At 74.2% G+C, this 26,989-nt stretch carries 25 protein-coding genes and 1 tRNA gene; 17 read left to right on the forward strand and 9 right to left on the reverse strand.

Annotated elements, in window-relative coordinates; all coding sequences use genetic code 11:
* Positions 1–6: 6 nt before the first annotated feature.
* The 8 genes from AMPC_RS01490 to AMPC_RS01525 form a co-directional block, all read right to left on the reverse strand.
* Complete coding sequence (locus tag AMPC_RS01490) at positions 7–2,274, reverse strand: hypothetical protein (RefSeq protein WP_248343780.1); 2,268 nt, start codon at positions 2,272–2,274, stop codon at positions 7–9.
* The gene (locus tag AMPC_RS01495) at positions 2,271–2,834 is read right to left on the reverse strand and encodes a D-glycero-alpha-D-manno-heptose-1,7-bisphosphate 7-phosphatase (protein ID WP_248343781.1); all 564 of its coding nucleotides are present in this window, start codon (positions 2,832–2,834) and stop codon (positions 2,271–2,273) included. Before AMPC_RS01495 ends, AMPC_RS01490 begins: the two co-directional genes overlap by 4 nt.
* Positions 2,831–3,418, reverse strand: a complete 588-nt coding sequence (locus AMPC_RS01500; protein WP_248343782.1) for a D-sedoheptulose-7-phosphate isomerase — start codon at positions 3,416–3,418, stop codon at positions 2,831–2,833. The genes AMPC_RS01495 and AMPC_RS01500 overlap by 4 nt, the downstream gene beginning before the upstream one ends.
* A 115-nt stretch (positions 3,419–3,533) precedes the next feature.
* The gene (locus tag AMPC_RS01505; RefSeq protein WP_248343783.1) at positions 3,534–4,955 is read right to left on the reverse strand and encodes a hypothetical protein; all 1,422 of its coding nucleotides are present in this window, start codon (positions 4,953–4,955) and stop codon (positions 3,534–3,536) included.
* Positions 4,952–5,668 (reverse strand): nucleotidyltransferase family protein, encoded by a 717-nt coding sequence (locus tag AMPC_RS01510; protein WP_248343784.1) that lies wholly within the window; start codon positions 5,666–5,668, stop codon positions 4,952–4,954. Before AMPC_RS01510 ends, AMPC_RS01505 begins: the two co-directional genes overlap by 4 nt.
* Positions 5,665–6,732, reverse strand: a complete 1,068-nt coding sequence (locus AMPC_RS01515) for a GHMP family kinase ATP-binding protein (protein WP_248343785.1) — start codon at positions 6,730–6,732, stop codon at positions 5,665–5,667. The genes AMPC_RS01510 and AMPC_RS01515 overlap by 4 nt, the downstream gene beginning before the upstream one ends.
* Positions 6,729–7,349 carry a glycosyltransferase family 9 protein gene (locus AMPC_RS01520; RefSeq protein ID WP_248343786.1) on the reverse strand — a complete coding sequence of 207 codons (621 nt, stop codon included), beginning with the start codon at positions 7,347–7,349 and terminating at the stop codon, positions 6,729–6,731. Before AMPC_RS01520 ends, AMPC_RS01515 begins: the two co-directional genes overlap by 4 nt.
* Complete coding sequence (locus tag AMPC_RS01525) at positions 7,346–10,690, reverse strand: glycosyltransferase (protein ID WP_248343787.1); 3,345 nt, start codon at positions 10,688–10,690, stop codon at positions 7,346–7,348. The genes AMPC_RS01520 and AMPC_RS01525 overlap by 4 nt, the downstream gene beginning before the upstream one ends.
* Before the next feature lie 139 nt (positions 10,691–10,829).
* On the opposite strand from AMPC_RS01525, the gene AMPC_RS01530 reads away from it, so the two are divergent.
* Genes AMPC_RS01530 through AMPC_RS01555 form a run of 6 tightly spaced genes read left to right on the forward strand, consistent with a single transcriptional unit; the run spans position 10,830 to position 15,559 of the window.
* On the forward strand, positions 10,830–11,585 hold the full coding sequence (locus AMPC_RS01530; RefSeq protein ID WP_248343788.1) for a sugar phosphate nucleotidyltransferase: 756 nt from the start codon (positions 10,830–10,832) through the stop codon (positions 11,583–11,585).
* Positions 11,586–11,609: 24 nt separating this feature from the next.
* Entirely contained in the window at positions 11,610–12,077 is a 468-nt protein-coding gene (locus AMPC_RS01535) for a dTDP-4-dehydrorhamnose 3,5-epimerase family protein (RefSeq protein ID WP_248343789.1), read from the forward strand.
* A 6-nt stretch (positions 12,078–12,083) separates the two neighbouring features.
* A complete protein-coding gene (rfbB, locus tag AMPC_RS01540; RefSeq protein ID WP_248343790.1) occupies positions 12,084–13,097 on the forward strand; it encodes a dTDP-glucose 4,6-dehydratase in 1,014 nt (337 codons plus the stop codon).
* Positions 13,094–13,993, forward strand: coding sequence for an SDR family oxidoreductase (locus AMPC_RS01545; RefSeq protein ID WP_248343791.1), 900 nt, complete (start codon positions 13,094–13,096; stop codon positions 13,991–13,993). Before rfbB ends, AMPC_RS01545 begins: the two co-directional genes overlap by 4 nt.
* Complete coding sequence (locus tag AMPC_RS01550; RefSeq protein ID WP_248343792.1) at positions 13,990–14,787, forward strand: ABC transporter permease; 798 nt, start codon at positions 13,990–13,992, stop codon at positions 14,785–14,787. Before AMPC_RS01545 ends, AMPC_RS01550 begins: the two co-directional genes overlap by 4 nt.
* Positions 14,788–14,791: 4 nt before the next feature.
* Positions 14,792–15,559: an ABC transporter ATP-binding protein gene (locus AMPC_RS01555; RefSeq protein ID WP_248343793.1), complete on the forward strand. Its 768-nt coding sequence runs from the start codon at positions 14,792–14,794 to the stop codon at positions 15,557–15,559.
* Here AMPC_RS01555 and AMPC_RS01560 read toward each other — a convergent pair.
* On the reverse strand, positions 15,556–16,488 hold the full coding sequence (locus AMPC_RS01560; RefSeq protein WP_248343794.1) for a glycosyltransferase family 2 protein: 933 nt from the start codon (positions 16,486–16,488) through the stop codon (positions 15,556–15,558). The genes AMPC_RS01555 and AMPC_RS01560 overlap by 4 nt on opposite strands.
* A gap of 107 nt (positions 16,489–16,595) precedes the next feature.
* On the opposite strand from AMPC_RS01560, the gene AMPC_RS01565 reads away from it, so the two are divergent.
* The 11 genes from AMPC_RS01565 to AMPC_RS01615 all read left to right on the forward strand — a co-directional run bounded on the left by AMPC_RS01565 (position 16,596) and on the right by AMPC_RS01615 (position 26,899).
* Positions 16,596–18,029 carry a sugar transferase gene (locus tag AMPC_RS01565; RefSeq protein WP_248343795.1) on the forward strand — a complete coding sequence of 478 codons (1,434 nt, stop codon included), beginning with the start codon at positions 16,596–16,598 and terminating at the stop codon, positions 18,027–18,029.
* A 41-nt stretch (positions 18,030–18,070) separates the two neighbouring features.
* Positions 18,071–18,637, forward strand: coding sequence for an L-threonylcarbamoyladenylate synthase (locus AMPC_RS01570; protein WP_248346380.1), 567 nt, complete (start codon positions 18,071–18,073; stop codon positions 18,635–18,637).
* 67 nt (positions 18,638–18,704) lie between these two features.
* On the forward strand, positions 18,705–20,045 hold the full coding sequence (locus tag AMPC_RS01575) for a DUF1015 domain-containing protein (protein WP_248343796.1): 1,341 nt from the start codon (positions 18,705–18,707) through the stop codon (positions 20,043–20,045).
* Between the two features lie 83 nt (positions 20,046–20,128).
* The gene (gene hemB, locus AMPC_RS01580; RefSeq protein ID WP_248343797.1) at positions 20,129–21,154 is read left to right on the forward strand and encodes a porphobilinogen synthase; all 1,026 of its coding nucleotides are present in this window, start codon (positions 20,129–20,131) and stop codon (positions 21,152–21,154) included.
* Positions 21,151–21,363, forward strand: a complete 213-nt coding sequence (locus AMPC_RS01585; RefSeq protein WP_248343798.1) for a DUF4177 domain-containing protein — start codon at positions 21,151–21,153, stop codon at positions 21,361–21,363. The genes hemB and AMPC_RS01585 overlap by 4 nt, the downstream gene beginning before the upstream one ends.
* A gap of 1 nt (position 21,364) precedes the next feature.
* Positions 21,365–21,901, forward strand: coding sequence for an RDD family protein (locus tag AMPC_RS01590; RefSeq protein ID WP_248343799.1), 537 nt, complete (start codon positions 21,365–21,367; stop codon positions 21,899–21,901).
* Positions 21,902–21,922: 21 nt separating this feature from the next.
* Complete coding sequence (locus AMPC_RS01595; protein WP_248343800.1) at positions 21,923–24,046, forward strand: D-alanine--D-alanine ligase family protein; 2,124 nt, start codon at positions 21,923–21,925, stop codon at positions 24,044–24,046.
* Between the two features lie 4 nt (positions 24,047–24,050).
* Positions 24,051–25,205: a DmpA family aminopeptidase gene (locus AMPC_RS01600; protein WP_248343801.1), complete on the forward strand. Its 1,155-nt coding sequence runs from the start codon at positions 24,051–24,053 to the stop codon at positions 25,203–25,205.
* A 68-nt stretch (positions 25,206–25,273) separates the two neighbouring features.
* Positions 25,274–25,390 (forward strand): aminopeptidase, encoded by a 117-nt coding sequence (locus tag AMPC_RS01605; RefSeq protein ID WP_248343802.1) that lies wholly within the window; start codon positions 25,274–25,276, stop codon positions 25,388–25,390.
* A gap of 88 nt (positions 25,391–25,478) precedes the next feature.
* A tRNA-Ala gene (locus AMPC_RS01610) sits at positions 25,479–25,554 on the forward strand.
* Positions 25,555–25,630: 76 nt separating this feature from the next.
* Positions 25,631–26,899, forward strand: a complete 1,269-nt coding sequence (locus tag AMPC_RS01615) for an ATP-grasp domain-containing protein (protein ID WP_248343803.1) — start codon at positions 25,631–25,633, stop codon at positions 26,897–26,899.
* The last annotated feature ends 90 nt before the right edge of the window (positions 26,900–26,989 follow it).

A 26,989-nucleotide genomic window follows, 5' to 3' on the forward strand; every position in this document is an offset into this window, starting at 1 on the left:
CCCGGATCACCGCCGGCAGGTCCGCTCCCGGACGCAGGTGGCCGCCGAGAGGTCGAGCGCGACGTACGGGCCCGAGGGAACGGTGACCACCTCCGGCCGCGCGGCGAGCGCCCGGACCACGCGCGCCGGCGCGAAGCCCGGGGGCCCGCCGTCGGGGCGCAGCAGCGCCGCCGGGGCGACGAGCAGGTCGAGCCCGGCCCAGGCCAGGTACTGCTCGAACCCGTCCTCGCTCGCGAAGATCGCCTGGAAGCTCCCGCCCATCTGCTCGAAGTCCTCGTACGGGCAGGGGAGCAGCCGGAGCGCTCCTTCTCCGTCGCCCGGCCCGGCGCGGCTGAACCCGGCGCAGCGGCGGAGCCCGGGGTGCGTGGAGAGGTAGCGCGCGATGGGCGCCGCCCCCGCCTCCGCGAGCTTGACCCGGGCGAGGTCGGCGTCGCGCGGGAAGGCCCCCCGCGGCGCGCGGCCGAAGGCGCTCGTCCCGGCGTGCCAGGACCAGTGCGAGACGAACAGGAGCGGCAGCTGGACGAGGGTGAACGCGAGCGCGAGGGCCGCCAGGAGCTGCCGGGGCACGCCCGCCTCGAGGAGCAGCCCGGCCGCCCCGACCAGCGCCAGGGCGACCGGCACGGCGAAGTAGTTGCCGTCCGACCCGCCGTCCTCGTGCTTCACGATCACCGTGGCGATCACGATCGCGCCGAGCGCCAGGGGCGCGACGCCGAGCGCGAAGCGTCGCGGCTCCGGCCGGGAGGAGCGACGTGCGCAGAGGAGGAGCGCGGCCAGCGCGGCGAACAGCGCGACGTTCCCGGGCCAGGCCATCTCGTAGTGCACGAGGCCGGAAGGGTCGAAGAGGAGCCGGTACCAGTACCGGGCGAGCGCGGCCGGGCCGCCGTGGAACCCGGGCGCGCCGGGCGGCTGCAGCAGGCTCCATGGCCAGCGGGGCGCCAGCCCGAGGAGCCGCCAGCCGCCGGACAGGAACGGCAGCGTCGGCACCCCGGTGAGCAGCCAGGTCCGCAGCAGCAGGCCGGCGAGCCCGGCGGCGCCCACCGCCGCGAGCAGCCAGCCCCCGCGCCGGCTCGCCAGCCCCGGCGCCGGTGGCCGCGCCGCCTGGCGCGCCCGGAGCGCCGCCGCGGCCGCGAACCCGAGCAGCAGCAGCGGGGCCCAGGCGTAGAGCGTGACCTTCGTCCCGAGCATCCCCATCACCGCGAGCGCGGCGAAGGGCGCCTCGGCGGCGCCCGCGCCCCGGGCCCACCGCCACAGGTGCAGGGCCGCCAGGAAGGCGAGGCAGTGGCCCAGGTTGTCCGACTTGGCCGAGGAGGCCATGTTGGACAGCGCCGGGAGCGTCCCGCAGAGCGCGACGAGCCAGAGCGCCGCGGTGCGCGACGCGCCGTTCTCGCGGCCGAGCCGGTACAGGGCGGCGAAGGCCACTCCCAGGACGAGCACGTTGAGGGAGAGGAGGAACGCCCGGCTTCCGAGGCCGCCGAGGGGCGCCGCGAGCAGCTCGAACTGCTTCGGGTAGTAGTAGACGAAGTGGACGAGCCGGAGGTCGTCGAAGAAGGAGCGCGGTCCGAACAGCACGCGCTCGGGGCGGATGCCGTACCAGCCGGAGTCGTAGTCCACGGCGACCGCGGCCTTGCCGAACTGGATGGCGAGCAGGACGAGCGCGAAGGCCGCCAGGAGCGCCTCGCGCCGGGGCGCTCGCCGGAAGGCGCGGAGGGCGGCGCCGGTCATCGTGGGGCGGCTCCGCCGGGTGGCGAGCGCCGCCGCGGCGAGCGCGAGGGCCAGGAGCCGCAGGTGGGCGAGGCTGCCGAAACCGGCCAGGGAGGCGGCGCAGACGAGCGCGGTCCAGGCGGCGACGCCGCAGAGGAAGGACTCGAGGACCTCCTGCAGCTCCGGCAACGTCCGTGCCAGGCCGGCGCGCTTCCGGAGCCACGCGCCGGCGCCGGCGAGCGCCTCCACGTAGAGCAGGGCGGCCAGCGCCGGGAGCAGCATGGCGCGCAGCTGCAGGTAGGCCGCCGCGGCCGCGATGCCGACCGCGACGGTCGGCGCCCGCGTGCCCCAGAGAGACACGGCGGCCGCGAGGAGGAGGAAGAGGGCGGCGACCTCGAGGCCCCCTTCGACGACGGAGGGCTGCCGCAAGTGCCAGCCGTACACGCCGAGCAGCAGGTGCCGGAGGGGCAGCCAGAGGAACGGGAGCGCGAGGAGGCTCGCCAGGACGAGCGGCGCGCGACGGGCGGGGCAGGGAGGCGGCGCGGGAGCGACGAGCTGCCGCGCCGGCCTCACGGCGCGACCATCCGATCGCCGATCCAGGCCGCGGCGGCGGGCAGATCGGCGACGACGGCGTCGCTCGGGGTGCCGGGTGGCTGCCGGGCGCCGTGCCCGGTCCGCACCAGCACCGCCGCGCAGCCCACCCGGCGCGCCGCCTCCAGATCCGAGGCCTTGTCGCCCACCAGGAAGGAGCGGCCCAGGTCGAGCGCGTGCCGGCGCGCCGCCTCGAGCAGCATGCCGGGGGAGGGCTTGCGGCAGTCGCACGCGGTCCGGTAGCGGCCCACACCTTCGGTCGGGTGGTGCGGGCAGTAGAGCAGGTCGTCCCAGTCGGCGCCGTCGGCCCGCAGGAGCTCCCGGAGCCGGGCGTGGATCCCGGCGAGCTCCTCCTCAGAGCAGAGCCCGCGCGCGACCGCCGACTGGTTGGTCACGACCACCACCGCGAGCCCGAGCTCCCGCAGGCGGCGCACCGCCGCGGCGGCACCCGGGATCAGCCGGACGTCCTCCGCCCGATGGAGGTGGTGCACCTCCTCGATGAGCACGCCGTCGCGGTCGAGGAAGGCGGCCCTGCGGGTCACGCGCCGGCGCGCTCCGAAAGCGAGGACTCGACGAGGCCGCAGAGGATGTGACCGAGGGTGATGTGGCTCTCCTGGATCCGCGGGGTCGCCCGGGAAGGCACGGCGAGGAGCAGGTCGCAGGCGGAGGCGCAGCGGCCCCCGCCCTCGCCCGTGAGCGCGACGGCGAACGCCCCCAGCGTCCGGGCCCGCGCGAGCGCGCTCACGACGCCTTCGGAGTCGCCGCTGGTCGAGATCCCGAAGACCACGTCGCCCGGCTCGACCCAGGCCTCGACCTGGCGGACGAAGACCTGATCGTAGCCGTAGTCGTTCGCGATGGCGGTCACGGCGGAGGTGTTGGTGTGGAGGGCGATGGCTCGGAGCGGCGCGCGCTCGCGCCGGTAGCGGCCCAGGAACTCCGCCGCGAGGTGCTGGGCGTCGGCCGCGGAGCCGCCGTTGCCGAAGAAGACCAGCTTCTTGCCGGCGCGCAGGGCCGCCGCCGCCCGCTCCGCCGCCTGCGCCACCGCGGCACACAGGGCGTCGCTCCACGCGCGCTTCACCGCGATGCTTTCCTCGAGCTCCTGGCGGACCTGCGCAGTCGTGCTCATCCTCGGCTCTCCGTGATCGCGCCAGGCGCCTGGACGGCGCTGGCGACCCCTGAACGGCGGGAGGGTAGCACGGCGGGGCGACCCGTGCCGGACCCGGTGGGTGGCCGGGGCGCGATCACGGCCGCGGTCCCGGACCGCCGCGGAACGCGCTGAGCCGCTGCCGTTCCAGCGAGGCCGACCACTGCCGGATCAGCCCGGGAGGGAAGTGCGGGTTCGAGAGCGCCTCGTCGCTCTGGGTGCGGTAGGCGCGGACGCGCTCCGCCCACCCGTGCAGCCACCCGGCGCGGAACTTCGCCATGTGGAGCTCGCGGTGGATCGCGACCGCGTTGGCCACCAGGGCGAACGCGAGCAGGCCCCAGCGCGCCGAGCCGAGCGCACGGGGCGCGGGCTCCCGGGCTCCCCGCCGGGTCGCGGCCAGCAGCGCGGCGGCGAGGACCATGGTCACGGACGTCGTGTAGCGGGACGAGGCCGCCTGCCCCAGCCCCAGGGAGGACCGGCCGAGCGCCAGCATCGCCACCGAGCCCAGGCCGAAGAGGCCCATCGCCACGTACAGATCGTAATCCGCCACGAGCTGGGCCCTCCGCCGCGGGTCGAGGCAGACCAGCAGCGCCGCGAGCACGAGGACGCCCAGACCGAGAGAGAGCGGCACGCCGGTGAGGGGCGTCACCGCGCTCGTTCCGGAGATCACGCCGCGATCCGGCGAGAGCGCCGTCCCGAGCGCGACGAGGAAGCGCAGCGCCACCGGGCCGGGGCCGGCCCCGGAGCGAGCCAGCAGCGTGTCGTAACGGTAGAAGTAGGCGGCCAGCACCGCCGCCGCGGTCGCGATCCAGGGCAGGCAGCGGCGGAGGGTCGCGCGCAGCGCCGGAAGCACGGGCGCGCCGGGGCGGTGGGTCCGGAGGAACACCTGCACCACCACCACCGGCCAGACCAGGAAGCCGTTGGTGAACGTCAGGCTCGCGAGCGTGGCCGACGTCACGGCGGCGATCCACCGCCCGCGCTGCACCAGGGCGAACGTGAGGATCACGAGGAACTCGAGGGAGAACATGCAGAGCGCCCAGGGGGCGATGAGGTTCTCCCACTGGCGCAGCCCGAAGACGATCGACGCCAGGGCCACCGGGCAGAGCGCCAGCCAGGCACGGCCCGCGGCCGGGCCCGCCGCCCGCGAGAGCAGCCAGCCGAGCAGCAGCCCGGTCGCGGCGAGGAAGGCGAACCCGCCCCACACCTCCCACAGGATGTTCCAGCTCGTGAGCCGGGCGGAGGCGAGGATGGCGAGCCGGGTGGTCACGATCCGGTGACCGTCGTGCTGCGCCACCAGGTCCGAGAGCGCGAGGGCCCCGGCGCGCCACTTCTCGATGAGCGGGATGAACCGCCACTCGTCGTAGAAGGGGACGTCGGTGGCGATGGCGCGCACGTACCGGAACGCCACCAGGGCGGGCAGCAGCGCCACGGCCCAGGGCAGCGCCAGCGCCGCCCGCGACCGCCAGCCGGCGACGGCGCCTGCCGCGGCGCCCGCGCCGGCGCTCGCCTCTCCGATCATGACCCGCGAGCGGGACTCGCCGCCCACTCCCGGAACGCCGCCAGGCTCTCCGGGATCCCGATGTCCTCGAAGGCGCCCGCGTGCCGGAACACGCCGACCGGCGCGCCCGCGGCGAGCAGCCCGGGCAGGGTCTCGCGCTCGAAGGAGACGGCGCGGCCGGCCGGGATCGCCTCGATCACCCGCCGCTCGAGCAGGTAGACGCCGGCGTTGATGAGCCCCGGCGCCCGCTCCGGCCGCTTCTCCTCGAAGCCCGTGAGCCGGTCGCCCTCGACCACCAGCCGGCCGAAGCGCGAGGCGTCCTCCCGCGGCACCGCCGCGAGCGTGGCGGCGGCCCCGGCGGCGAGGTGCGCCGCCAGCATCGCCGCCACGTCCACGTCCACGTAGGTGTCGCCGTTCAGCACCAGGGCGCGGTCGCCGAGGAAGGGGAGGGCGAGCCGCAGCGCGCCGGCGGTCCCGAGCGGCTCGGGCTCGCGCACGCAGCGGGCCGCCACGCCGAAGCGGGCGCCGTCGCCGAAGTGCGCCTCGATCACCTCCGACTTGTAGCCGGTGCTGAAGACCACCTCGCGCACCCCGCAGGACCGCAGGTGCGCCACCACGAGCTCGAGGAACGGGCGCCCCCCGACGTCGGCCATGGGCTTCGGCCGCGTGGCCGAGACCTCCGGCAGCCGGGTGCCGAAGCCTCCGGCCAGGATCACCGCCGCGGGCAGCGTCACCGGGGCCTCGCGTACCGCAGCGCGCGCGGGGTCATGTCGGGCGGGCGCCCCTGGTCGAGCTTGAGGAACCAGCTCTGCACGCCGTGGTCCACGAACTCGAAGTCCACCACCTTGCCGCCGGCCTGCTCGAGCGCGCGCGAGACGAGGTGCTTCTTGCGGAAGTCGCAGAAGAGCAGCAGGTAGCCGCCGCCACCGGCGCCCAGGATCTTGCCGCCGAGGGCGCCGCTCTCGCGGGCCACCCGGTAGAGCTGGTTGATCTCGTCGGGGACGGCGCGCGGGTTCATCTGCTGCTTCGCCAGGAAGGCGTCGTGCAGGAGCCGGCCGAACCGGTCGAGCTCGCCGCGGACCAGCGCGTCCTTCATCTCGAGGGTGAGCCGCTTCAGCTCGTGCAGCGCCTCCAGCGCCCCCGCCTCGGCCCGCTTGTAGCGCTCGACCTGGTAGTCGATGAGCCCCTCCGACGGGCGCGTCCGGCCGGTGAAGCAGAGCACGAGGTGATACTCCAGCTCGCGCACGACGTAGTCCTCGAGCCGGAGCGGGTTCACCACCGTCTGCGCGGCCGAGAACTCGATGAGGTTGAAGCCGCCGAAGGCCGCGGCGTACTGGTCCTGCTTGCCGCCCTTGATGCCGAGGTCCCGGCGCTCGATCTCGTAGGCCAGCTCGGCCATCTCGTACTTGCCGAGGTGGATGCCGAGGTACTTCTTGAGCAGCGCCACCATGGCGACGCACATGGTGGAGGACGACCCCAGGCCGGAGCCGGGGGGCGCGTCGCTGTGGAGGAAGATGTCCACGCCGCGGTCGAGCTGGAACCGCTTCAGCACCGCCCGGACCAGGGAGAGCTCGCCGTCGGTCCGGAACACCTCGTCCACGCCGTAGCGGGCGTCCACGTCGTAGTCGAGGGACTGGATGGCGACGCCGTCCTCCGGCCGCTCCGAGAGCGAGGCGTAGGCGTACTTGTTGATGGTCGCCGACAGCACCACCCCGCCGTGCTGCTCGAGGTAGGGGGACACGTCGGTGCCCCCGCCGCAGAAGCTGATGCGCAGGGGCGCCTTGACCCGGACGATCACGCCTTCCCCCGCTCGCCGCCGGGACGGTTCTCGCGCTTCCAGGGGGTCGCGCCGCGCGCCCGGGCCTGCAGCTGCGCGCCGCGCTCGTAGGCCACGAGGTAGGCGAGGGTGGCGGGGTAGGCGAGGGCCTTGAGCGCCGCCGAGACCAGGCCGGAGCGCTGCCCGCCGGCCTGGCGCAGCGAGCTCTCCATGCGCCAGCGCAGGTGGGCCGCGAGCAGGTGCGAGTTCTTCACGTCGAGCGGGAACCAGTCGAAGTTCTCGTTCACGCCGTAGAGGGCCCCGGCTCCGACCGCCGGCGCGAGCGCCTTCAGCTTCCAGTAGCCCGGCTCGTCGGCGAGGAGCACGAAGGCGCGGTCGAAGCGCTCGGCCCGGAGCCGCTGGACGAACGCCGGCTTCGGTCCCTCGTTGGGGACGTACTCCACCCCCTCGCGGCGCGGGAGCGACTCCTGCGCGCCGCGCCGCACCAGCACCGAGAGGCGGCTGTTCGGGAACTTCTCCCGCAGCCCGTCCACGAGCCGGGTCACGCGCGGCATGGAGCCCGAGCCGATGACCAGCACCTTGTCGCCGTCGCGGCCGCCGTCGAGCGGCGCCAGGAACTGCAAGGGTCCGAGCTTCACGCGGTCTTCCTCCCCTCGTGCTTTCGAGCCAGCGCGGCCCGGTACTCTTCCTCGAGGGCCGCCACGATCGCGGGCCAGGAGTAGTGGTCCTCGACGAGCCGGCGGGCCTCCCCCGCGAGGCGGGCGCCGAGGGCCGGGTCGCGGAGCAGCCGGAGCGTCTGCTCGGCGAAGGCGGCCGGGTCGTCGGCGAGGAGCAGCTCCCGCTCGTGGGCCACCGCGAGCCCCTCGGCGCCCGGCGAGGTGGAGACGCAGGGCACGCCCGCGGCGAAGGCCTCCATCAGCTTCACCCGGACCCCCGCGGCGACGCGGATGGGCGAGACGAAGGCGCCGGCGGTGGCGTAGACCTCGCGCAGGTCGGGGACGAACCCGAGCACCTCGACCCGCGGGTCGTCGGCGAGGGCCCGGATCTCCGGGGGCGCGTGGGGCCCGACCACCCGCAGGCGGACCTCGGGATCGCGCCGGTGCAGTTCCGGCAGCACCCGGCGGGCGAAGTGGAGCAGCGCGTCGGCGTTGGGCCGGTGCTGGAAGTTGCCCACGAAGAGCGCGGTGCGGCCGTCGGGCCGGCGCTCGAGCCCGCTCCAGGCGGCCACGTCCACGCCGGTGGGGGCGCGGTCGGAGACGGTCACGCCGGGGCCGGCGTAGGCCCGCAGGAGCTCCGCGTCGCGCGGGGTGACCGCGAGCACGAGGTCGAAGCGGCGCAGCGCCTCGAGCTCGAAGCGGAAGAGGCGCAGGTAGCGCTGGTAGGCGAGCGCGCTCCCCACCGTGCCCCGCTCGGCGAGGGCGTGGCGGTAGGCCGACATGAAGGCGATGTCGTGCTCGGTGAGCGCCGTCACCCGGCCGCGCGCGTAGCGGGCGTAGGGCGCCATGTGCGTGTACTCCACCTGCAGCACGTCGGGGTCGAACCGCTCGACGTGCTCGCCCAGGAGCCGCTGGAAGGCGAGCTGCTGGAACTCGGTCACCTCGCCCGGGTCGAGGAGCCCCCCGCGCTTCGGCGACGGGTCGCGCACCAGGAGCTTCACCTCGGCGCAGAGCTCTTGGAGGTGCCGCCCGCCCTCGAGCTGCTCCTCGTTGTCCACGAAGCCGACGACGCTCACGGCGTGGCCGCGCCGCGAGAGCTCGCGGACCACGTTGTACATGCGCACCGCCCCGCCGTGCTGGACCGGGTAGAGGTGGTACGGCGCGACCATCGTCACCTTGAGCGGCTCGCCGCCGGCCCGGCGGGGCCGGAGCGCCCGCGCCGGCCGCGGGTCGGCGCCGGCGTCGGTGCAGTCGAGGATCTCCCGCAGGCTCGGCCCCTCGGCCCGCTCGCGCAGCCGCCGCGCCAGGGCCCGCGGCGCCCGCGCGCAGGCGCGGCCGATGGAGCGGACCCCCTTCAGCCCGAAGTCGCGGCTCCAGGCCCAGGCGATGCGCGGGAGCGCCCCGGCGTGCTCGGCCAGGAGATCGAGGTCTCGCAGGTTGGCCCAGTGGAGGAGCAGCGTGTTGCGCCGGGTGATCTCCTCGACGTAGCCCTCGCCGAAGACGCGGCGGCTGGTGGTCCGGTGGTCGTGCCAGACCTTGCTCGCCGGCGCGAAGAGCACCTTCCAGCCGCGCGCCCAGGCCCGCAGCGAGAGGTCGGAGTCCTCGCAGTAGAACGGGTCGTAGAGCAGGTCGAGGCCGCCGAGCTCCACGAACTTGCGCTTGTCGAAGGCGGCGGCGCCACCGCCGGCCCAGAGGATGGGGATGGGGCGGGCGTCCTGGCCGGGCGGCACCGGGTCGTGCCGGAACTCGATCCGGCCGTTGGCCCAGCGGGCGCGGGCGAGCCCGGTCTCCTCCTGCCGCTTGCCGGGCGCCATCAGGATCTGGCTCGCGACCGCGAACAGGTCGGGGTCCTCCGCGAAGGGCGCGAGCAGCGGCGCGAGGAAGTCCCGCTCGACCCGCATGTCGTTGTTGAGGAGCACGAGCACGTCGTGCCGCACCGCCGGGACCCCGAGGTCGTTGCCGGCCGAGAAGAACCAGTTCCGGGCGAGCGGCAGCACGTCCACGTCGGGGAAGCGCTCGCGGAGCAGCTCGACGCTGCCGTCGTCCGAGCCGTTGTCCACCACCAGGAGCTGGTGGCCGCCGCCCGCCTCGGCGAGCGCCGCCTGCAGGTGGGGGACGTTCTTCTCGAGGAGATCGCGGCCGTTGTAGTTGAGGACGAGGACGGTGGCGTGGCGGTGGTCGGGCGGGACCAGGCTCGGGAGCCGCGGGCGGCGGGGCAGGAGGCGCCCGGCGAGCTCGGCCCCGACGGCGGCGGCGCCGAGCCCGGCCGCGAGCGGCACGGCGGCGGCGGCGGCGATGGGCGGCAGGAGCGCCCGCCCGGCGCGGCGCAAGAGGGAGCGCCGCGGCGCCGCGGCGACGGGCTCCGGCGCGCGGAGCGCCTGGCGCGCCCGGCCGAGCTCGGCGTCGAGCGACTGCGCCCAGCGGGTCCGTTCCTCGAGCTCCCCCTGGAGGCGCCGCACCTCGGCGCCGGCGGTTCCGAGCTCGGCCTCGAGCCGCCGCGCCCAGGCGGTGCGGTCCTCCGCCTCGGCCTCCGCCCGGGCGAAGTCGGCGCGCGACTTCTCGAGCTCGGCGAGGGCGCGCTGGAGGTGCTGCTCGCGCGTGCGGAGCACGTTGCCCGCCCCCTCGGGCAGGAAGACCAGCTCCTCGAGCGCGACGGGCCCGTCGCTGCAGACCGCGACGGCGTAGTGGGTGCCGGCGGCGGCCTCCTCGGGCGAGGGCGAGCTCGCGCGGGCGAGCTTCGCCGCTCCGACCGCGCTGGCCGGTCCGCCCGCGCCGATGACGAGCGCCGGGACGTGGTTTTGCAGGTAGAGGCCGACGTGCGGGAAGAAGCCGCGGAGGAAGGCGTCGAACTCCGGGACGTCGAACTCGCGCACGTGGAAGGCGTTCTCCTCGTGCCGCTCGTCCGTGTAGTAGCGCCGGTTCGGCGTGGAGACGACGAAGGCGCCGCCCGGGGCGAGCAGCCGGCGGACCTCGCGGAGCACCGCCTCCTGCTCCGCGACGTGCTCGATCATCTCGAAGCAGACGACGAGGTCGAAGGAGGCGTCGGGGAGGGGGACGCTCCGGGCGTCGCCCTGGAGGTAGCGGAGGTTCGGCGCGGCGTACCGCTCGGACGCCCAGGCCACCGCCTCGGCGGAGAGGTCCACCCCGGTCACCGCGGCCGCCACGCCGGCCAGCCGGTGGGCGCCGTAGCCGGCGCCGGTGCCGAGGTCGAGGACCCGCTTCCCCGCGGCGAGCGGCTCGACGAAGAGGTAGCGCGAGTAGTGCTCGGCCCACAGGTCGCCCTCGACCTGCCCGGGGATGAGCCGCTCCCCTGTGAATTCCATCGAGATCTCCCCGTCCGAACTCCCGGTTCTAGTCGAGGGCTCCGCGAGGTGTCAACGAACGTAACCTCCCGGAATTTCCTCGCGTTGACACCCTCGCGGACCGCGCGCTAGAACCCGGCGACCCAGCTCAGGAGTCCCCATGAAAGGCGTCGTGCTCGCCGGCGGCACCGGCTCTCGGCTGTTCCCCCTCACCAAGGTGACCAACAAGCACCTCCTGCCGGTCGGCCGGGAGCCGATGATCTACCACCCCGTGAGGAAGCTCGTCGGGGCCGGGATGACCGAGATCCTGATCGTCACCGGGGTCGAGCACATGGGGGACGTGGTGAACCTGCTCGGGTCCGGCAAGGACTTCGGCTGCCGCTTCACCTACAAGGTGCAGGACGAGGCCGGCGGCATCGCCCAGGCGCTCGGGCTCGCCGAGAACTTCGCCGGCGGGGACCCGCTCTGCGTGATCCTGGGCGACAACGTGTTCCAGGACGACCTCGCCCCGTTCGCGCAGCGCTTCGCCCGCCAGAAGAAGGGCGCGCGCATCGTCCTCAAGCAGGTCTCCGACCCGCAGCGGTTCGGCGTGGCCGCCGTGAAGGGCGATCGGATCCTCGGGATCGAGGAGAAGCCGAAGGCGCCCAAGAGCGACCTCGCCGTCACCGGCATCTACTTCTACGATGCGCGGGTGTTCGACCTCATCCGCAAGCTCAAGCCGTCGGCGCGCGGCGAGCTCGAGATCACCGACGTCAACAACGGCTACCTGGCGAGGCGGCAGCTCTGCTTCGAGACCTTCCAGGGCTGGTGGACCGACGCCGGCACCTTCGAGTCGCTCAAGCTCGCCACCGAGCTCGTCACCTCGGCTCCGCCGGCGCCCTCCGGCGCCCGCCGCGCGCGCAACCGCGCGGCCTGAACGTTCACAGGGGGACCCCTCCGCATGGCGCAGAAGCTCATCGACGGCGTTCGCGTGAAGCAGCTCAAGGTCATCCCCGACGAGCGCGGGCGGCTCATGGAGATGCTCCGGCGGGACGACGAGGTCTTCCTCGAGTTCGGCCAGACCTACCTCACCACCATGTACCCGGGGGTGACCAAGGCCTGGCACTACCACAAGCTGCAGCACGACAACTTCGTGTGCGTGCGGGGCATGATCAAGCTCGTCCTCTTCGACGAGCGGGACGGCTCGCCGACGCGCGGCACGGTGAACGAGTTCTTCCTCGGCGATCACAACGCGCAGCTGGTCGTCATCCCGCCGAACGTCTGGCACGGGTTCAAGAACATCGGCGAGACCGAGTCGCTCATCGTGAACATCGTGACGAAGCCGTACGACTACCAGTCGCCCGACGAGTACCGGCTCCCGGCGCACGAGAACCACATCCCGTACGACTGGGCCCGGAAGGACGGCTAGGCCGCGATGAACGTCCTCCTCACCGGCGGGGCCGGCTTCATCGGCTCGAACCTCGTGCGCTGGCTGCTCGCGAACCGGCCGGAGTGGCGGGTCGTCAACCTCGACAAGCTCACCTACGCCGGCAACGCCGAGAACCTGGCCGACGTGGTGGGCCACCCGCGCTACCGCTTCGTGCGGGGCGACGTCGCGAACGGCGAGCTCGTGGCCGACCTCCTCGCCACCGAGCGGATCGACGCGGTGATGCACCTCGCGGCCGAGAGCCACGTGGACCGGTCCATCCTCACCCCCGCGGTCTTCGTCGAGACCAACGTGGTCGGCACGCAGATGCTGCTCGAGGCGGCCCGCGCGCGCGGCGTGGCGCGCTTCCTCCACGTCTCCACCGACGAGGTCTACGGCTCGCTCGGGCCCACCGGGTACTTCACCGAGGAGACCCCGCTCGACCCCTCGAGCCCCTACTCGGCCTCGAAGGCCGGCTCCGACCTCCTGGCGCTCGCCTACGCGCACACCTTCGGGATGCCGGTGGTGGTGACCCGCTGCTCCAACAACTACGGGCGCTACCAGTTCCCGGAGAAGCTCATCCCGCTCATGATCGCGAACGCGATCCGCGACCTGCCGCTGCCGGTGTACGGCGACGGCCGGAACGTGCGCGACTGGATCCACGTCGAGGACCACTGCGCCGGCCTGGTGGCGGCGCTCGAGCGCGGCAAGGCGGGCGAGGTCTACAACTTCGGCGCGTCGAGCGAGCGCGAGAACATCCGCATCGTCGAGGGCGTGCTCGACGCCCTGGGCAAGCCGCGCAGCCTCATCACCTACGTGAAGGACCGGCCCGGCCACGACCGGCGCTACGCCATCGACGCCGCCAAGGCGCGCCGCGAGCTGGGCTGGGCGCCGCGCTGGACCTTCGAGGACGGCCTCGCCGACACGGTGACCTGGTACCGCGAGCACCGGGACTGGTGGGAGCGGGTCATCTCCGGCGAGTACCTGCGCTACTACGAGAAGCAATACGGGGACCGCCGGTGAGGGTCGCCGTGACCGGCGCGAACGGGCTCCTCGGCGGCGAGGCCGTGGCGCTGCTCGCGCCGGCGCACGAGGTGCTCGCCGTGGGCCGCGGCGCCTGCCGGCTGCCGCCGGGGCGCCACCGCTGGGCGGAGGCGGACCTCGGGGACGGGCGCTCCGTCGAGCGGGCCCTGCGCGAGTTCCGCGCCGAGGCGGTGCTCCACGCCGGCGCCATGACCGACGTGGACGCCTGCGAGCGCGACCCGGAGCAGGCCTGGCGCGTCAACGCCGGCGGGACCGAGCAGGTGGCCCGCGCCTGCCGCGCGCTCGGGGCGCGGCTGGTGGCCGTCTCCACCGACTACGTGTTCGACGGCGAGGCCGGCCCCTACCGCGAGGAGGACGTCCCGAACCCGCGCGGCGCCTACGCCCGCTCGAAGCGCGTGGGGGAGGAGGCCGCGCTCCTGCTCGCCCCGGACTGCGCGGTGGCCCGGGTGGCGGTGGTGTACAGCGGCCGCCCCGGCGCGAAGAGCACCTTCGCCACGCAGATCGTCGAGCGGCTGTCGCGCGGGGAGCCGGTCCGGGCGTTCTGCGACCAGCTCGTCTCGCCGACGCTGGCCGCCAACGCCGCTGCCATGACCTGCGAGCTGCTCCTCGGGACCTCGTACCGCGGCGTGCTGCACACGAGCGGCGCCACGGTGGTGGACCGCGTCGAGTTCGCGCGCCGGGTCGCGGCCCGCTTCGGCCTCGCGGGGGAGATCGTGCCGGTGAGGGTGGCCGACGTGCAGCTCGCGTCGCCGCGCCCGCTCCGGAGCGGGCTGGTCGTGGATCGGGCCCGCGCCCTCCTGCGCGCCCAGCCGCTCGAGCTCGCGGCGCAGCTCGACCGGTTCCACGCGGAGTGGCAGGCGAGGCCGGCCCGGTGAACGCCCTCTCGCGCCCCTTCGTGGAGCTCTACCGCTTCCGGGAGCTCCTCGCCCTGCTGGTCGGGCGGGACCTCAAGGTCCGCTACAAGCGGAGCGTGCTGGGGATGTTCTGGTCCCTGCTCAACCCGCTCCTGCAGATGGTGGTCTACACGCTCGTCTTCTCCACCATCATGAAGGTGGGCGTGCCGCAGTTCCCGGTCTTCCTGCTCTCCGGGCTCCTGCCCTGGACCCTCATCTCGGTCTCGAGCATCGCCTCGGCGCACGCGCTCCTCAACAACCAGGGGCTGATCCGCAAGGTGGCGGTGCCGCAGGCGGTCTACCCGATCGCGGTGGTCGGCTCGAAGCTGGTGGACCTGCTCCTCTCGCTCGTGCCGCTCGCCCTCCTCGCCGCGCTCATGGGCCGGGTGCCCGGCCCGAGCTGGCTCATGCTCCTCCCGGCGCTCGCCTTCGCGACCGCCTTCACCGCCGGGCTGTCGCTGCTCTTCAGCTCGCTCATGGTGTTCTTCCGGGACACGCGGCACCTCATCGACATCCTCTTCCAGGTCTGGTTCTACCTGACCCCGGTCATCTACCCCGCGAGCTACCTCGAGAAGCTCCCGTACCCGGCGGTGCGCCGGGCGCTCGAGCTCAACCCGGCCGCCCCCATCGTCCGCTGCTTCCAGAGCGCCATCTACGACGGGCGCGTCCCCGACCCGCGCACGCTGCTCCTCGCCGCCGGCTGGGCCGCGCTCTCGCTCGGCGCCGGGCTCGCGATCTTCGAGCGGGTGCAGGACCGCCACATCCACTACTTCTGAGACGATGCCCGGCTCCCTCTCCTTCCAGCACGTCTCGATCTGCTTCCGGATGCACCGGGAGAAGGTCAACACGCTCAAGGAGGCGATCCTCGGCCGCTTCCGGCACCTCGGCGCCGCCGACGAGCTCTGGGCGGTGAAGGACGTGAGCTTCGACGTCCGGCCGGGCGAGTCGGTCGGGCTCATCGGGCACAACGGCTCCGGCAAAAGCACCCTCCTCAAGATGGCCGCCGGCGTGCTCAAGCCGACCCGGGGCACGGTGCGGGTGGACGGCCGCGTCTCGCCGATGATCGAGCTCGCCGCCGGCTTCGACCCCGACCTCACCGGGCGCGACAACGTCTTCCTGAACGGCGCGCTCATGGGCTACAGCCGCAAGGAGATGGCCCGGAAGTTCGACCGGATCGTCGAGTTCAGCGAGCTCGGCGAGCTCATCGACATGCCGGTGAAGAACTACAGCTCGGGCATGTACGCCCGGCTCGGGTTCGCCATCGCCGCCGACGTCGAGCCGGAGATCCTGATCATCGACGAGGTGCTCGCGGTGGGCGACGAGCGCTTCCAGGCCAAGTGCATGGAGCGGATCCGCGCCATCCGGGCGAGCGGCTGCACCATCTTCTACGTGTCGCACGGCATGGACTCGGTCGAGGAGCTCTGCGGTCGGGTGCTGGTGATGCACCACGGCGAGCTGGTGTTCGACGGGCCGCCGGTGCCGGCCATCGCCCGCTACCGCGAGCTGCAGGGCTTCTCGCCGCCCGCGCCCCACAGCCGCGCCGGCTAGGACGCGCCGCCGCCCCCGCGCCGGAGCCCGGCCCGGGCGAGCAACCGGTCGCCCGCCGCGAGCAGCCCCGCGCCGGCGCCCCGCAGGTGGGCCCCCGCGAGCCGGCCCCGCCCGCGCGCGAGCGCGAGCGGCGCGGCCACCCCGGCCCGCCAGGCCGCCAGGAGCGGCGCCGCCGCGAGCACGAAGGGCACCGGCCAGTGCGCCGCCACGAAGCGCAGGTGGTTGCGGGCGAGCCAGTACTTCTGCCGGGGCGAGCCCGCGCCGAAGCTCTTGCCGAACCCGTGGAGGGCCCGGGCGCCCGGCACGTAGCGGGACTCGAAGCCCCGGCGCGCCGCCCGGAGCGACAGGTCGGCGTCCTCGTAGTAGGCCCAGTAGCCCGGGTCGAAGAGGCCGATCTCCCGCAGCGCCTCGGCCCGGCAGAGGAGGGCGCCCCCGGTGAGCCCCGCCACCGGCCCCTCCGGCCGGCGCAGCGCCGCGACCGGCAGGCCGAAGTCGCGGTCCTTCACCCGCCCGAGCCGGTCGAGCACGAGGCCGGTCGAGTTCACGCGGTCGGGCGCGTCCCCGAGGAGCAGGAGCCCGCCGAGCAGCGCCGCCCGGGGGTGGGCCTCGCCGGCGGCGACGAGGGCCGCGAGCCACCCCGGCTGCACCACCACGTCCGGGTTCACCACGCCGAGCCAGCGGGCCCCGGCCTCGAGCCCCCGCCGCAGCCCCACGTTGTTCGCCTCGGCGAAGCCGGCGTTGCGCCCGAGCGGCAGCCACCCCACGCCGGGGAACCGGGCCACCGCCGCCGCGCTCGCGTCGGCGGAGCCGTTGTCCACCACGAGGACCTCGGGGCGGGGCGACTGGGCGAGGAGCGCCTCGAGGCAGGCGGGGAGCAGCGCGGCGCCGTTCCAGTTGACCACCACGATGAAGGCGCCGGGGTCGGCCATCGCGACCGGCGGTAACACGCGCCACCCGGAGGGTCAAGGCAGGTTGGTTCAATTGGCGCGGGGCGCGTAGTAGATTCCGGTCGCCGCCAGGAGGCGCGCGCGACCTCATGCTCAAGCAACAGGCCAGGCTGGTCTCGACGGGGCTCCGGCTCTGGGACCTCTGCATGCTCTCGGTGGCGTTCCCCATCGCCTACCGGGTGCGCGACGCGCTGCCCCGCTTCGGGCTCACGCTGCCCGGCGCCGACGAGCTCCCGGGCCTCTACCCCATCTCGCGCTACTACGGCCTCCTCGTCACCTCCCTGCTGCTCTGGATCGCGGCGGCGCGCTGGTCGGCGGTCTACCAGGCCTACCGGACCCGCCCGCTCTGGGTGGAGCTGTGGCGCATCGCCCGCTCGCTCCTGCTGGTGGCGGTGGCGGTGGCGGCCATCGGCTTCGCCCTCCACCAGAGCGACGTCTCCCGCAGCTTCGTCGCCGTCTACTACGCGGTGGTCTTCGCGCTGGTGCTGGCGCACCGGGTCGGGCTGCGGCTCCTCGCCCGGGCCGCCCGCCGGCGGGGCTACAACACGCGCTCCTACGCCGTGGTCGGCTCGGGCGACCTGGGGCTCGGGATCGTCCACGCCGTCGCCGCCCACCCGCACTGGGGGCTGGTCTTCGCGGGCTGGATCCTCGAGGAGGGCACGCCGGCCCCGCGGGAGGGGCGGGTGCTGGGCGGGCTCGCCGAGCTCGGCGCCATCCTGGAGCGGGAGGTGCTCGACGAGGTGGTCTTCGCCGTCCCGCGCGAGCAGCTCGCCACCATCGAGCAGGCGGTGCACCAGTGCGAGGAGCAGGGGGTGGGCGCGAAGGTCTGCCTCGACCTCTTCCCGCGCCGGGTCGCCCGCCTGGAGCTGGAGGAGCTCGAGGGCGTGCCGGTCCTCTCCTTCACCACCATCCCCCAGGACGCCATCGCGCTCTTCGCGAAGCGGGCCTTCGACATCGTGGTGAGCGCGCTCGTGCTCCTGCTCGGCGCCCCGGTCTTCCTGGCCATCGCCGCGGCGGTGAAGCTCGACTCGCGCGGGCCGGTCTTCTTCCGCCAGCGCCGGGTGGGCCTCAACGGGCGCGAGTTCACGCTCCTCAAGTTCCGCTCCATGGTCTCCGGCGCGGAGCGGCTGCACCAGAAGATGCGGCGCCGGAGCCAGGTGTCGGGGCCGGTCTACAAGCACGCCCAGGACCCGCGCATCACGCCGGTGGGGCGCTGGCTGCGGCGCACCTCGCTCGACGAGCTGCCGCAGTTCTGGAACGTCCTCAAGGGCGAGATGAGCGTGGTCGGGCCGCGGCCGCCCATCCCGGAGGAGGTGCGGGAGTACCAGCGCTGGCAGCGGCGCCGCCTCAGCATGAAGCCCGGGATCACCTGCACCTGGCAGGTGAGCGGGCGGAGCGAGATCGACTTCGAGCGCTGGATGGCGCTCGACCTCGCCTACATCGACAACTGGTCGCTCTGGCTCGACCTGCGCATCTTCCTCCTCACCATCCCGGCGGTGCTGACGGGGAGGGGCGCCCGCTGACGCCCGACCTGCGGCGGCGCGTCGAGGAGGCGGCGGCGGTCCTGCGCGCCGGCGGCCTCGTCGCCTATCCCACCGAGACCTTCTACGGGCTCGGCGCGCTCGCCTCCTCCCCGGAGGCCATCGCCCGGCTCGCCGCCGCCAAGCTCCGCCCGGAGGGGAAGCCGCTCCCGCTCCTCGCCGCCACGCCCGAGGCGGCCTTCGCCGTCGCGGCGCGGGTGACGCCGCTCGCGGCCCGGCTCGCCGCCCGCTTCTGGCCCGGCCCGCTCACGCTGGTGCTCGAGGCGGCGCCCGGGCTCGCGCCCGAGATCACCGCCGGCGCCGGGACGGTGGCCGTGCGGGTGCCCGGCAGCGAGGTGGCGCGGGAGCTCTCCCGGCTCGCGGGAGGCCCCCTCATCTCGACCAGCGCCAACCTCTCCGGCGGCCCGCCCCCGGCCCGGGCCGAGGCGCTCGACCCCGCCCTGCGCGCCCGGCTCGACCTCGTCCTCGACGCCGGGCCCACGCCCGGGGGACTCGCCAGCACGCTCGCCGACGTCACCGGGGCGGCGCCGCGCCAGGTGCGCGCCGGGGCGGTGCCCTGGGCGGAGATCCTGGCCGCCGCCGGAGGCTGATCCGGGCGCCCGGACGGCGCGGCTTCGCTTGCGCCCCTCGCTCCCGGTGGGCTAGGTTCCGGCACCCGTGGCCGCCATCGCGCCATTTCGCGGAATCCGCTTCGCCACCGCTCGCGCGGGCCGGCTCGGCGAGCTCATCTCCCCGCCGTACGACTGCATCTCGCCGGGGCAGCAGGAGCAGCTGCTGGGGCGCAGCCCGTACAACGTCACCCACCTCATCCTCGGCAAGGAGAAGGCCGGCGACGGGCCGGGGGAGAACAAGTACACGCGGGCGGCGCACACCTTCCAGGACTGGCTCGCCGAGGGGATCCTGCGGGTCGATCCCAGGCCCGCCATCTACCCCTCGGAGCAGTCGTTCACCGCGCCCGACGGCCGCCGGCTCACCCGCCGCGGCGTGATCGTCGCCTGCCGGCTCACCGACTATCGCGAGGGGCTCGTCATCCCCCACGAGAAGACGCTCTCCGCGCCCAAGGTGGACCGGCTCGAGCTCATCCGGAACGTGAAGGCGAACCTCTCGCCGGTGTTCGGCTTCTACCAGGACGACCTGCACGAGGTGACGGGGGCCGTCGCCCCCTCCGCGCTCGAGACCATCGCCGAGGCGATCTCGGACGACGGGGTGCACCACCGGCTCTGGCGCGTGGACGACCCCGCGGTCATCGCCACCGTCCGCGAGATCCTCGCGCCGAAGCGCGTGTTCATCGCCGACGGCCACACGCGCTACGAGACCGCGCTCACCTACCGCGACGAGCTCGACCGGGCGCGGCCGGGGCTGCCGGAGGACGGCGGGCACCGCTACGTGCTCATGTACCTCTGCGCGACGAGCGACCCGGGCGTGGTCATCTACCCGACGCACCGGGTGGTCTTCGGCCTGCCGGACCTGGAGCTCTCGACCCTGCTGCCCCGGCTCGAGCGCTGGTTCCGGGTGGAGACGCTCGAGGAGGACGTGCGGCGCACCGCCGGCCGGGCCTGGGCGGTGTCGAAGCTCGCCGAGCACGGCGGCAAGTCCACCGCCTTCCTGATGGTGAGCGCCGCCGACCAGAAGGCGCGCGTCCTCACGCTGCGCGACGACGCCGACCTCGGCATCCCCGAACTGCCGCGGAACGACACGCTGCGCGCGCTCGACGTCGAGATCCTCCACGGGCTGATCTTCGAGCACGTGCTCGGCCTCTCGCTCGACGCCCAGGAGCACGAGCGGAGCCTCGGCTTCGTGCGCGACACCGGCGAGGCCATCCACGGCGCGCTCGCGGGCCGCTACCAGCTCGCCTTCGTGGTGAACCCCACCCCGATGTGGCAGGTGCAGGCGGTCGCCGACGCCAGCGAGACCATGCCCCAGAAGAGCACCTTCTTCTACCCGAAGCTCGCGACCGGCATGGTGATGCGGGCGGTGGACCCCGCCGAGCGGCCGTAGGGCGGGCGGACGCCCGGTCGCCCGGAGCGCGCGAGACGCGCTCCCCTTCCGCGAAGGACCCGATTGCGCTAGACAATCGGTCCATGCCATTCCCCCAGGAACGACCGCGCCGCCTCCGCCGCACCGAGGCCCTGCGCGGCCTGGTCCGCGAGACCACCCTCGCCCCCGACGACCTCATCCTCCCGCTCTTCGCCGCGCCCGGCCAGAAGGTCCGGCGGCCGGTCGGCAGCATGCCCGGGGTCTTCCAGCTCTCGGTGGACGAGGTGGTGGCCGAGGCGCAGGCGGCCTACGACGCGGGCGTCCGCTCCGTCATCCTCTTCGGCATCCCCACCCGCAAGGACGCCACCGGCACCTCCGCCTGGGACGACGCCGAGCCGGTGCAGCAGGCGGTGCGCGCGCTGAAGGAGCGAGTGCCCGGCCTGGTGGTGATGACCGACGTCTGCATGTGCGAGTACACCGACCACGGCCACTGCGGCGTGCTCAAGCCGGCCAAGGTCGGCGCCCCCGGCTCCGAGCTGGTGGTGGACAACGACGCCACCCTCGAGCTCCTGGTGAAGGAGGCGGTCTCCCACGCCCGCGCCGGCGCCGACGTGGTCGCGCCCTCCGACATGATGGACGGCCGGATCGGCGCCCTCCGGGCCGGGCTCGACCAGGCCGGCTTCGACGACGTGCCCATCATGTCCTACGCGGCGAAGTACGCCGGCGCCTTCTACGGCCCGTTCCGCGACGCCGCCGAGAGCGCGCCGGTGGCCGGCGCCGGGATCCCCAAGGACCGCAAGGGCTACCAGATGGACCCCGCCAACGCCCGCGAGGCGCTGCGCGAGGTGGCGCTCGACGTGGCCGAGGGCGCCGACATGCTGATGGTGAAGCCGGCGGTGCCGTACCTCGACGTGGTCCGCCAGATCCGCGACCGCTACGACCTGCCGCTCGCCGCGTACCACGTGTCGGGCGAGTACGCGATGATCAAGGCGGCGGCCCGGAACGGCTGGATCGACGGCGAGCGGGTGCTGCTCGAGACGCTCCTCTGCTGCCGCCGCGCCGGCGCCGACCTCATCCTCACCTACGGCGCGGTCGAGGCGGCCCGGCTCCTCACCGGCCGCCGGCCTTGAGCGAGCCGCTCTACAAGGTGGTGGAGGTCTCCCCGGTGACGGAGGAGAGCCTGGAGCGCGTCCTCAACGAGCGCGCCGGACAGGGCTACGGCTTCGAGTCGATCCACTTCGTCATGCGCGAGGGCTCGCACCGCCCCGCCATGGCGTACCTGTTCTTCACGCGCGGGGGCGACGAGGAGCCGGAGCCCCCCGCGCCCGCCGAGGCCTGAGATGCCCGACCCCCGCCGCGAGGGATCGCCCTACCCGAAGGCCGACCTCACGCTGCGCGGGCTCGCGCGCGCCGCCGACTTCACCCTGGCGTTCCTGGTGGCGCGGCTCGGCCACGACCACGAGCTCGGCATCCTGCTGGCGGCGCTCTACCTGCTCGCCGCCGACGGGCTCATGCACGGGCAGTCCTTCGGCAAGCGCATGTTCGGCGTGCGCGCGATGGTGGTCCCGCGCCGGGCGCCGGTCGGGTGGCGCGAGTCGTTCATCCGCAACGCGCCCTTCGCGGTGGTGGCGCTCTTCGGCGCCGCGCCGCTGCTCTGGATCGCGCTCCCGGCGGTGGCCATCGCCGTGCTCGGGTACGAGAGCTGGCGGGTGCTGCGGGATCCGCTCGGGCTCCGGCTCGGCGACGCCCTCGCCGACACGCAGGTGGTCGACGCCAAGGTGGTCTCGCGCATCGAGGTGCGGGTGCTCCCCGACCTCGGCGCCGCGGCGCCCACGCCCGAGGGGCCGTCCGCCAGCTCGGCGCGCCTGCGCCAGTAGCTTCCACGAAGGGGGATCCGCGTGCGCATCGCCCTCACCCACAACCTCCGGCTCTCCGACTCCGAGGAGGAGGCCGAGTTCGACACCCGCGAGACGGTGGAGGCGCTCGCCGGGGCCATCGAGCGGCTCGGCCACCGGGTGGAGCGGATCGAGGTCTCCGGCCCCGCCTCGCGCACCGTGGCCCGGCTCGAGGCCTACGGCCCGGACCTCATCTTCAACACCGCCGAGGGGCGGCGGGGGCGGTTCCGGGAGGCGTTCTTCCCGGGGCTCTTCGACGAGCTGGCGATGCCCTACACCGGGTCCGACGCCTACGTCCTCGCGCTCACCCTCGACAAGCAGCTCACCAAGCTCATCCTGGCGCAGCACGGGGTCACCACGCCGCGCTGGCAGTACCTCGAGGACGCCCGGCAGCTGCAGCCGAACGCGCTCCGGTTCCCGGTGATCGTGAAGCCCAACTTCGAGGGCAGCTCGAAGGGCATCACCCAGGACTCGGTGGTGGAGGACCCGCTGGCGCTCCACCGGAGCGTCGAGGACGCCCTCGCCCGGTACCCGTCGGGCGTGCTGGTGGAGGAGTTCATCCGCGGGCGCGACGTGACCGTGCCCTTCCTCGAGGCGGCCGCGCGGGAGCGGGGCGGGGTGCTGCAGCCGGTGGAGTACGTGGTGGACGAGGCGATCGCCGGCGCGCGCCGCCACGCCATCTACGACTACGCCCTCAAGACCGCCCTCGACCAGGCGGTCTCGGTGCGCGCGCCGGCCCGGCTCGCCCGGGCCGAGGCGCAGCGGATCCGCGACCAGGCCGAGGCCGTGGTGCGGGTGCTCGGCATCCGCGACCTCGCCCGGATGGACTTCCGCGTCGGCGACGACGGCCAGGTCCACTTCCTCGAGGTGAACGCGCTGCCCTCGCTCGAGGCCGGCGCCTCGATCTACGCCGCGGCGGCGCTGGAGGGGCTCCACAGCGACGCCGTGCTCGGGGCGGTCATCGACAGCGCCGTGGCCCGCTGGAACATCGCCGATCCGCGCTCGCGCCGCGGCCGGCCGCGCCGGGCGGAGCGGCTCAAGGTGGGCTTCGCCTACAACGTGAAGCGGCTCACCCCCGAGCCCTCGGGCGAGCAGGACGACGAGGCCGAGTACGACGCCCCGAAGACGCTCCAGGCCATCCGCGAGGCCATCGCGAGCTACGGCCACGAGGTGGTGGACCTCGAGGCGACGAGCGACCTGCCGCTCGTGCTCGCCTCCACGCCGGTGGACGTGGTCTTCAACATCGCCGAGGGCTTCAAGGGGCGCAACCGCGAGTCGCAGGTCCCGGCGCTGCTGGAGCTCCTCGACATCCCGTACACCGGCTCCGACCCGGCGGCGCTCTCGGTGGCCCTCGACAAGGCGCTCGCGAAGCGCATGGTGCGCGCCCACGGCATCCTCACCCCCGACTACCTCGTGATGCACAGCGGGAAGGAGCGGCTGCCCAAGGAGCTGTCCCGCTTCCCGCTCCTCGTGAAGCCGGTCGCGGAGGGCACGAGCAAGGGGGTCACGCGCAAGTCGGTGGTGCGCAACGAGGACGAGCTGCGCCAGGTCGCGCGCGAGGTGATCCAGAAGTACCGGCAGCCGGCGCTCGTGGAGCAGTACGTCGCCGGGCGCGAGTTCACGGTCGGCCTCCTCGGCGAGCGGCGGCCGCGGGTGCTGCCGCCGATGGAGATCGTCTTCCTCGACGCCTCCGACCCGACCCCCATCTACTCCTTCGACCTCAAGCAGGACTGGAGCGACCAGCTGCGCTACGAGGTCCCGGCGCGGCTCTCGCCCCGCGAGCTGGAGCGGCTGGAGCGGGCGGCGCGCGAGGTGTTCACCGCGCTCGGCTGCCGCGACGTGGCCCGGGTGGACTTCCGCATGGACGCCGAGGGGCGGCTCTTCTTCATCGAGTCGAACCCGCTCCCGGGGCTGGCGCCCGGCTGGAGCGACCTCGTGCTCATCGCCCAGGCGGCCGGCATCGAGTACCGGGCCCTCATCGGCGAGGTGCTCTCCTTCGCCATCCGGCGCTACCAGGAGCGCGAGCGCGAGCGGGTCCGGGAGCGGCGCGCCCAGGCCGCCGCCTCGCGCGAGGGCGCCGGCGGGGCGAACGGCGTGACCGCGGCCCCCGACGGCGAGGGAGGGTAGGGGCGTGGCCGATCCCGCCCCCGCCCCGGAGCGGCGCCTCCGCGCCCGCGAGCTCGGCATCCCGCTCGGCCGCTACCGGCCGGGGCGCTTCAACGCCATCACCGACGTGGCCGGCGTGAAGGTCGGCCACTGCACCCTGGTCCACGGCGCGGGCCCCCTGCAGCCGGGGCGCGGGCCGGTGCGCACCGGGGTCACCTGCATCCTGCCCAACCCCACCAACGTGTTCGAGGAGCGGGTGGTCGGGGGCGGCTTCATCCTCAACGGCGCCGGCGAGGTCTCCGGCCTCACCCAGCTCATGGAGTGGGGGCTCATCGAGACCCCCATCTTCCTGACCAACACCCTCTCCGTCGGGGCGGTGTCGGACGCCGCGGTGAAGTGGATGGTGGAGCGGTACCCCGGCATCGGGGGCGAGCACGACGTCATCATCCCGCTCGTGGGCGAGTGCGACGACTCGTGGCTCAACGACATCGCCGGCGGGCACGTGCACGAGGAGCACGTCCGCCAGGCCATCGAGACGGCCGCCGACGGCCCCGTGCCCGAGGGGAACGTGGGCGGCGGCACCGGCATGATCACCTGCGACTTCAAGGCCGGCATCGGCACCGCGAGCCGGAAGCTGCCGCAGGCGCTCGGCGGCTACACGGTCGGCGTGCTGGTGATGAGCAACTTCGGCGTGATGCGGCAGCTCCGCGTGGGCGGGCTCCCGGTGGGGGAGCTGCTCGAGCCGCGGTACGCCAGCCTGCCCCGGCGCGTGAACAACTACGGCTCGATCATCGCGGTGGTCGCCACCGACGCGCCGCTCATCACCCACCAGCTCAACCGGCTCGCCAAGCGGGCGGCGCTCGGGGTGGGGCGGGTCGGCTCCTCGGCCATGCACGGCTCGGGGGAGATCATGCTGGCGTTCTCCACCGCCAACATGGTGCCGCGGCAGACGCGCAAGATGGTCTACCGGGTGAAGATCCTGCTCGACCAGCGGCTCGATCCGCTCTACGAGGCGGTGATCGAGGCCACCGAGGAGGCGATCCTGAACGCGCTCTGCATGGCCGAGGACATGGAGGGCGTGAACGGCAACCTCTCGCGGGCGCTCCCGCTGCACGAGGTGCGCGCGATGGCCTCCCACTGGCAGCGGCTCGTCGCCGGCGGGCGGCGCGGCCAGGATTAGCGGCGCGGCCCGCGGCCGGCCGTGCTATAGAAGGCCGCCTCAACGGTCTCTTCACAGGAGTGGTTCGCATGGCCCGTTCCAAGAGCAAGCACGTCCGCCTCATCATGAAGCGCCGCCAGGCCTGGAAGGCCCGCAAGAAGCGCCAGAAGGCCGCCAAGAAGGCCTCCGGCGGCGCGAAGAAGTAGGCGGCAGAAACCCCCTTGACGCGAATCGCGAGGGGGGTTACAAAGCCGCCTCCTTCGGGGCGATGCCCTCCGAGGAACCAGAAAGTCTGGGCCCGTGGCGCAGCTGGGAGCGCGTCTGAATGGCATTCAGAAGGTCACCGGTTCGATCCCGGTCGGGTCCACCAATTCAGTAGCGGCATCGAGCGGGCGCTCCGGGCAACCAGGGCGCCCGCTCTCCTTTTCGGCTATCTCCAGGGGCCCATGACCGCGCCGCGCCTCCTGCTCCTCGCCCCCACCCAGAGCTACCGCACCGACGACTTCCTCGCGGCCGCCGCCCGCCTCGGCGTGCCGGTGGTGGTGGGGACGGATCGCTGCCACCGGATCGAGGAGACCTTCGGGGAGGAGCAGGGGCTCTGGTCGCTCGACTACCGGAAGCCGGAGCACGCGGCCGAGCAGATCGCGGCGGCGGCGCGGCAGGAGCCCATCGCCGGCATCGTGCCGGTGAACGAGACCACGGCCGTCATCGCCGCCCTGGCGGCGGAGCGGCTCGGGCTCCCCTGGAACCCGCCCGACGCGGCGCTCCGGGCCGCCGACAAGGCGGCGCAGCGGACCCGGCTGGCCGAGGCCGGGCTGCCCGTCCCGGCCTTCCGCGCCTTCCGGCTCGACGGCGACCCCGAGGCGGCCGCGGCGTCGGTGACTTACCCGTGCGTCCTCAAGCCGGTGGTGCTGTCGGCGAGCCGCGGCGTCATCCGGGCCGACGACCCGGCCGGCTTCGTCGCCGCCTGGCGGCGCATCGAGCGGATCCTGCGGGAGGCCCGGACCGAGCGGCGGGCCGCCGGCGCCGAGGCGGCGCGCACCGTGCTCGTGGAGGCGTTCGTCCCCGGGGCGGAGGTGGCGGTCGAGGGGCTCCTGCGCGGCGGCGCCTTCGAGCTGCTCGCGCTCTTCGACAAGCCCGATCCGCTCGACGGTCCCTACTTCGAGGAGACGCTCTACGTCACCCCGTCGCGCCACCCGGCCCCGCTCCAGCGGGAGATCGCCCGGCTCACCGGCGAGGCCTGCCGCGCGCTCGGGCTCAGGGAGGGGCCGGTCCACGCCGAGCTGCGGCTCCCGCCCGCCGGGCCGGTGATCCTCGAGGTGGCCGCCCGCTCCATCGGCGGCCTCTGCGCCCGCACGCTCCGGTTCGGGGCGGGCATCTCGCTCGAGGAGCTCCTGGTGTGCCACGCGCTCCGGCTGCCGCTCGCGTCGCTGCAGCGGGAGCGTCGCGCCGCCGGGGTGATGATGATCCCCATCCCGCGCGCCGGGATCCTGCACGGCGTCGGCGGGCTCGACGAGGCGAAGGCGGTGCCGGGGGTGGAGGACGTGGTGGTCACCGCGCAGGAGGGGCGCGAGGTGGCGCCGCTCCCGGAGGGCGACTGCTACTTCGGCTTCATCTTCGCGCGCGGGGAGGCGCCGGCCGAGGTGGAGGCGGCGCTGCGGGCCGCCCACGCGCGGCTGCGCATCGACATCCGCGCGCCGCTGCCCATGGTGTGATCCGAGGCGCTGGGCTTCACCTGCCAGGTGAAAGAGGACCCGGACCCGACCGTGCATCCGCGCTCTCTCAGCCCTTCGTCAGCGGAGCCA

It is taken from the genome of Anaeromyxobacter paludicola (assembly GCF_023169965.1).
Classification (GTDB): Bacteria; Myxococcota; Myxococcia; order Myxococcales; family Anaeromyxobacteraceae; genus Anaeromyxobacter_B; species Anaeromyxobacter_B paludicola.

Bases quoted from the DNA above. Each gene is read 5' to 3' on its own strand.
- AMPC_RS01500 (WP_248343782.1), bottom strand. From the start codon at position 3,418: ATGAGCACGACTGCGCAGGTCCGCCAGGAGCTCGAGGAAAGCATCGCG.
- AMPC_RS01505 (WP_248343783.1), bottom strand. From the start codon at position 4,955: ATGATCGGAGAGGCGAGCGCCGGCGCGGGCGCCGCGGCAGGCGCCGTC.
- AMPC_RS01525 (WP_248343787.1), bottom strand. From the start codon at position 10,690: ATGGAATTCACAGGGGAGCGGCTCATCCCCGGGCAGGTCGAGGGCGAC.
- AMPC_RS01530 (WP_248343788.1), top strand. From the start codon at position 10,830: ATGAAAGGCGTCGTGCTCGCCGGCGGCACCGGCTCTCGGCTGTTCCCC.
- AMPC_RS01535 (WP_248343789.1), top strand. From the start codon at position 11,610: ATGGCGCAGAAGCTCATCGACGGCGTTCGCGTGAAGCAGCTCAAGGTC.
- rfbB (WP_248343790.1), top strand. From the start codon at position 12,084: ATGAACGTCCTCCTCACCGGCGGGGCCGGCTTCATCGGCTCGAACCTC.
- AMPC_RS01555 (WP_248343793.1), top strand. From the start codon at position 14,792: ATGCCCGGCTCCCTCTCCTTCCAGCACGTCTCGATCTGCTTCCGGATG.
- AMPC_RS01560 (WP_248343794.1), bottom strand. From the start codon at position 16,488: ATGGCCGACCCCGGCGCCTTCATCGTGGTGGTCAACTGGAACGGCGCC.
- AMPC_RS01565 (WP_248343795.1), top strand. From the start codon at position 16,596: ATGCTCAAGCAACAGGCCAGGCTGGTCTCGACGGGGCTCCGGCTCTGG.
- hemB (WP_248343797.1), top strand. From the start codon at position 20,129: ATGCCATTCCCCCAGGAACGACCGCGCCGCCTCCGCCGCACCGAGGCC.
- AMPC_RS01590 (WP_248343799.1), top strand. From the start codon at position 21,365: ATGCCCGACCCCCGCCGCGAGGGATCGCCCTACCCGAAGGCCGACCTC.
- AMPC_RS01605 (WP_248343802.1), top strand. From the start codon at position 25,274: ATGGCCCGTTCCAAGAGCAAGCACGTCCGCCTCATCATGAAGCGCCGC.
- AMPC_RS01615 (WP_248343803.1), top strand. From the start codon at position 25,631: ATGACCGCGCCGCGCCTCCTGCTCCTCGCCCCCACCCAGAGCTACCGC.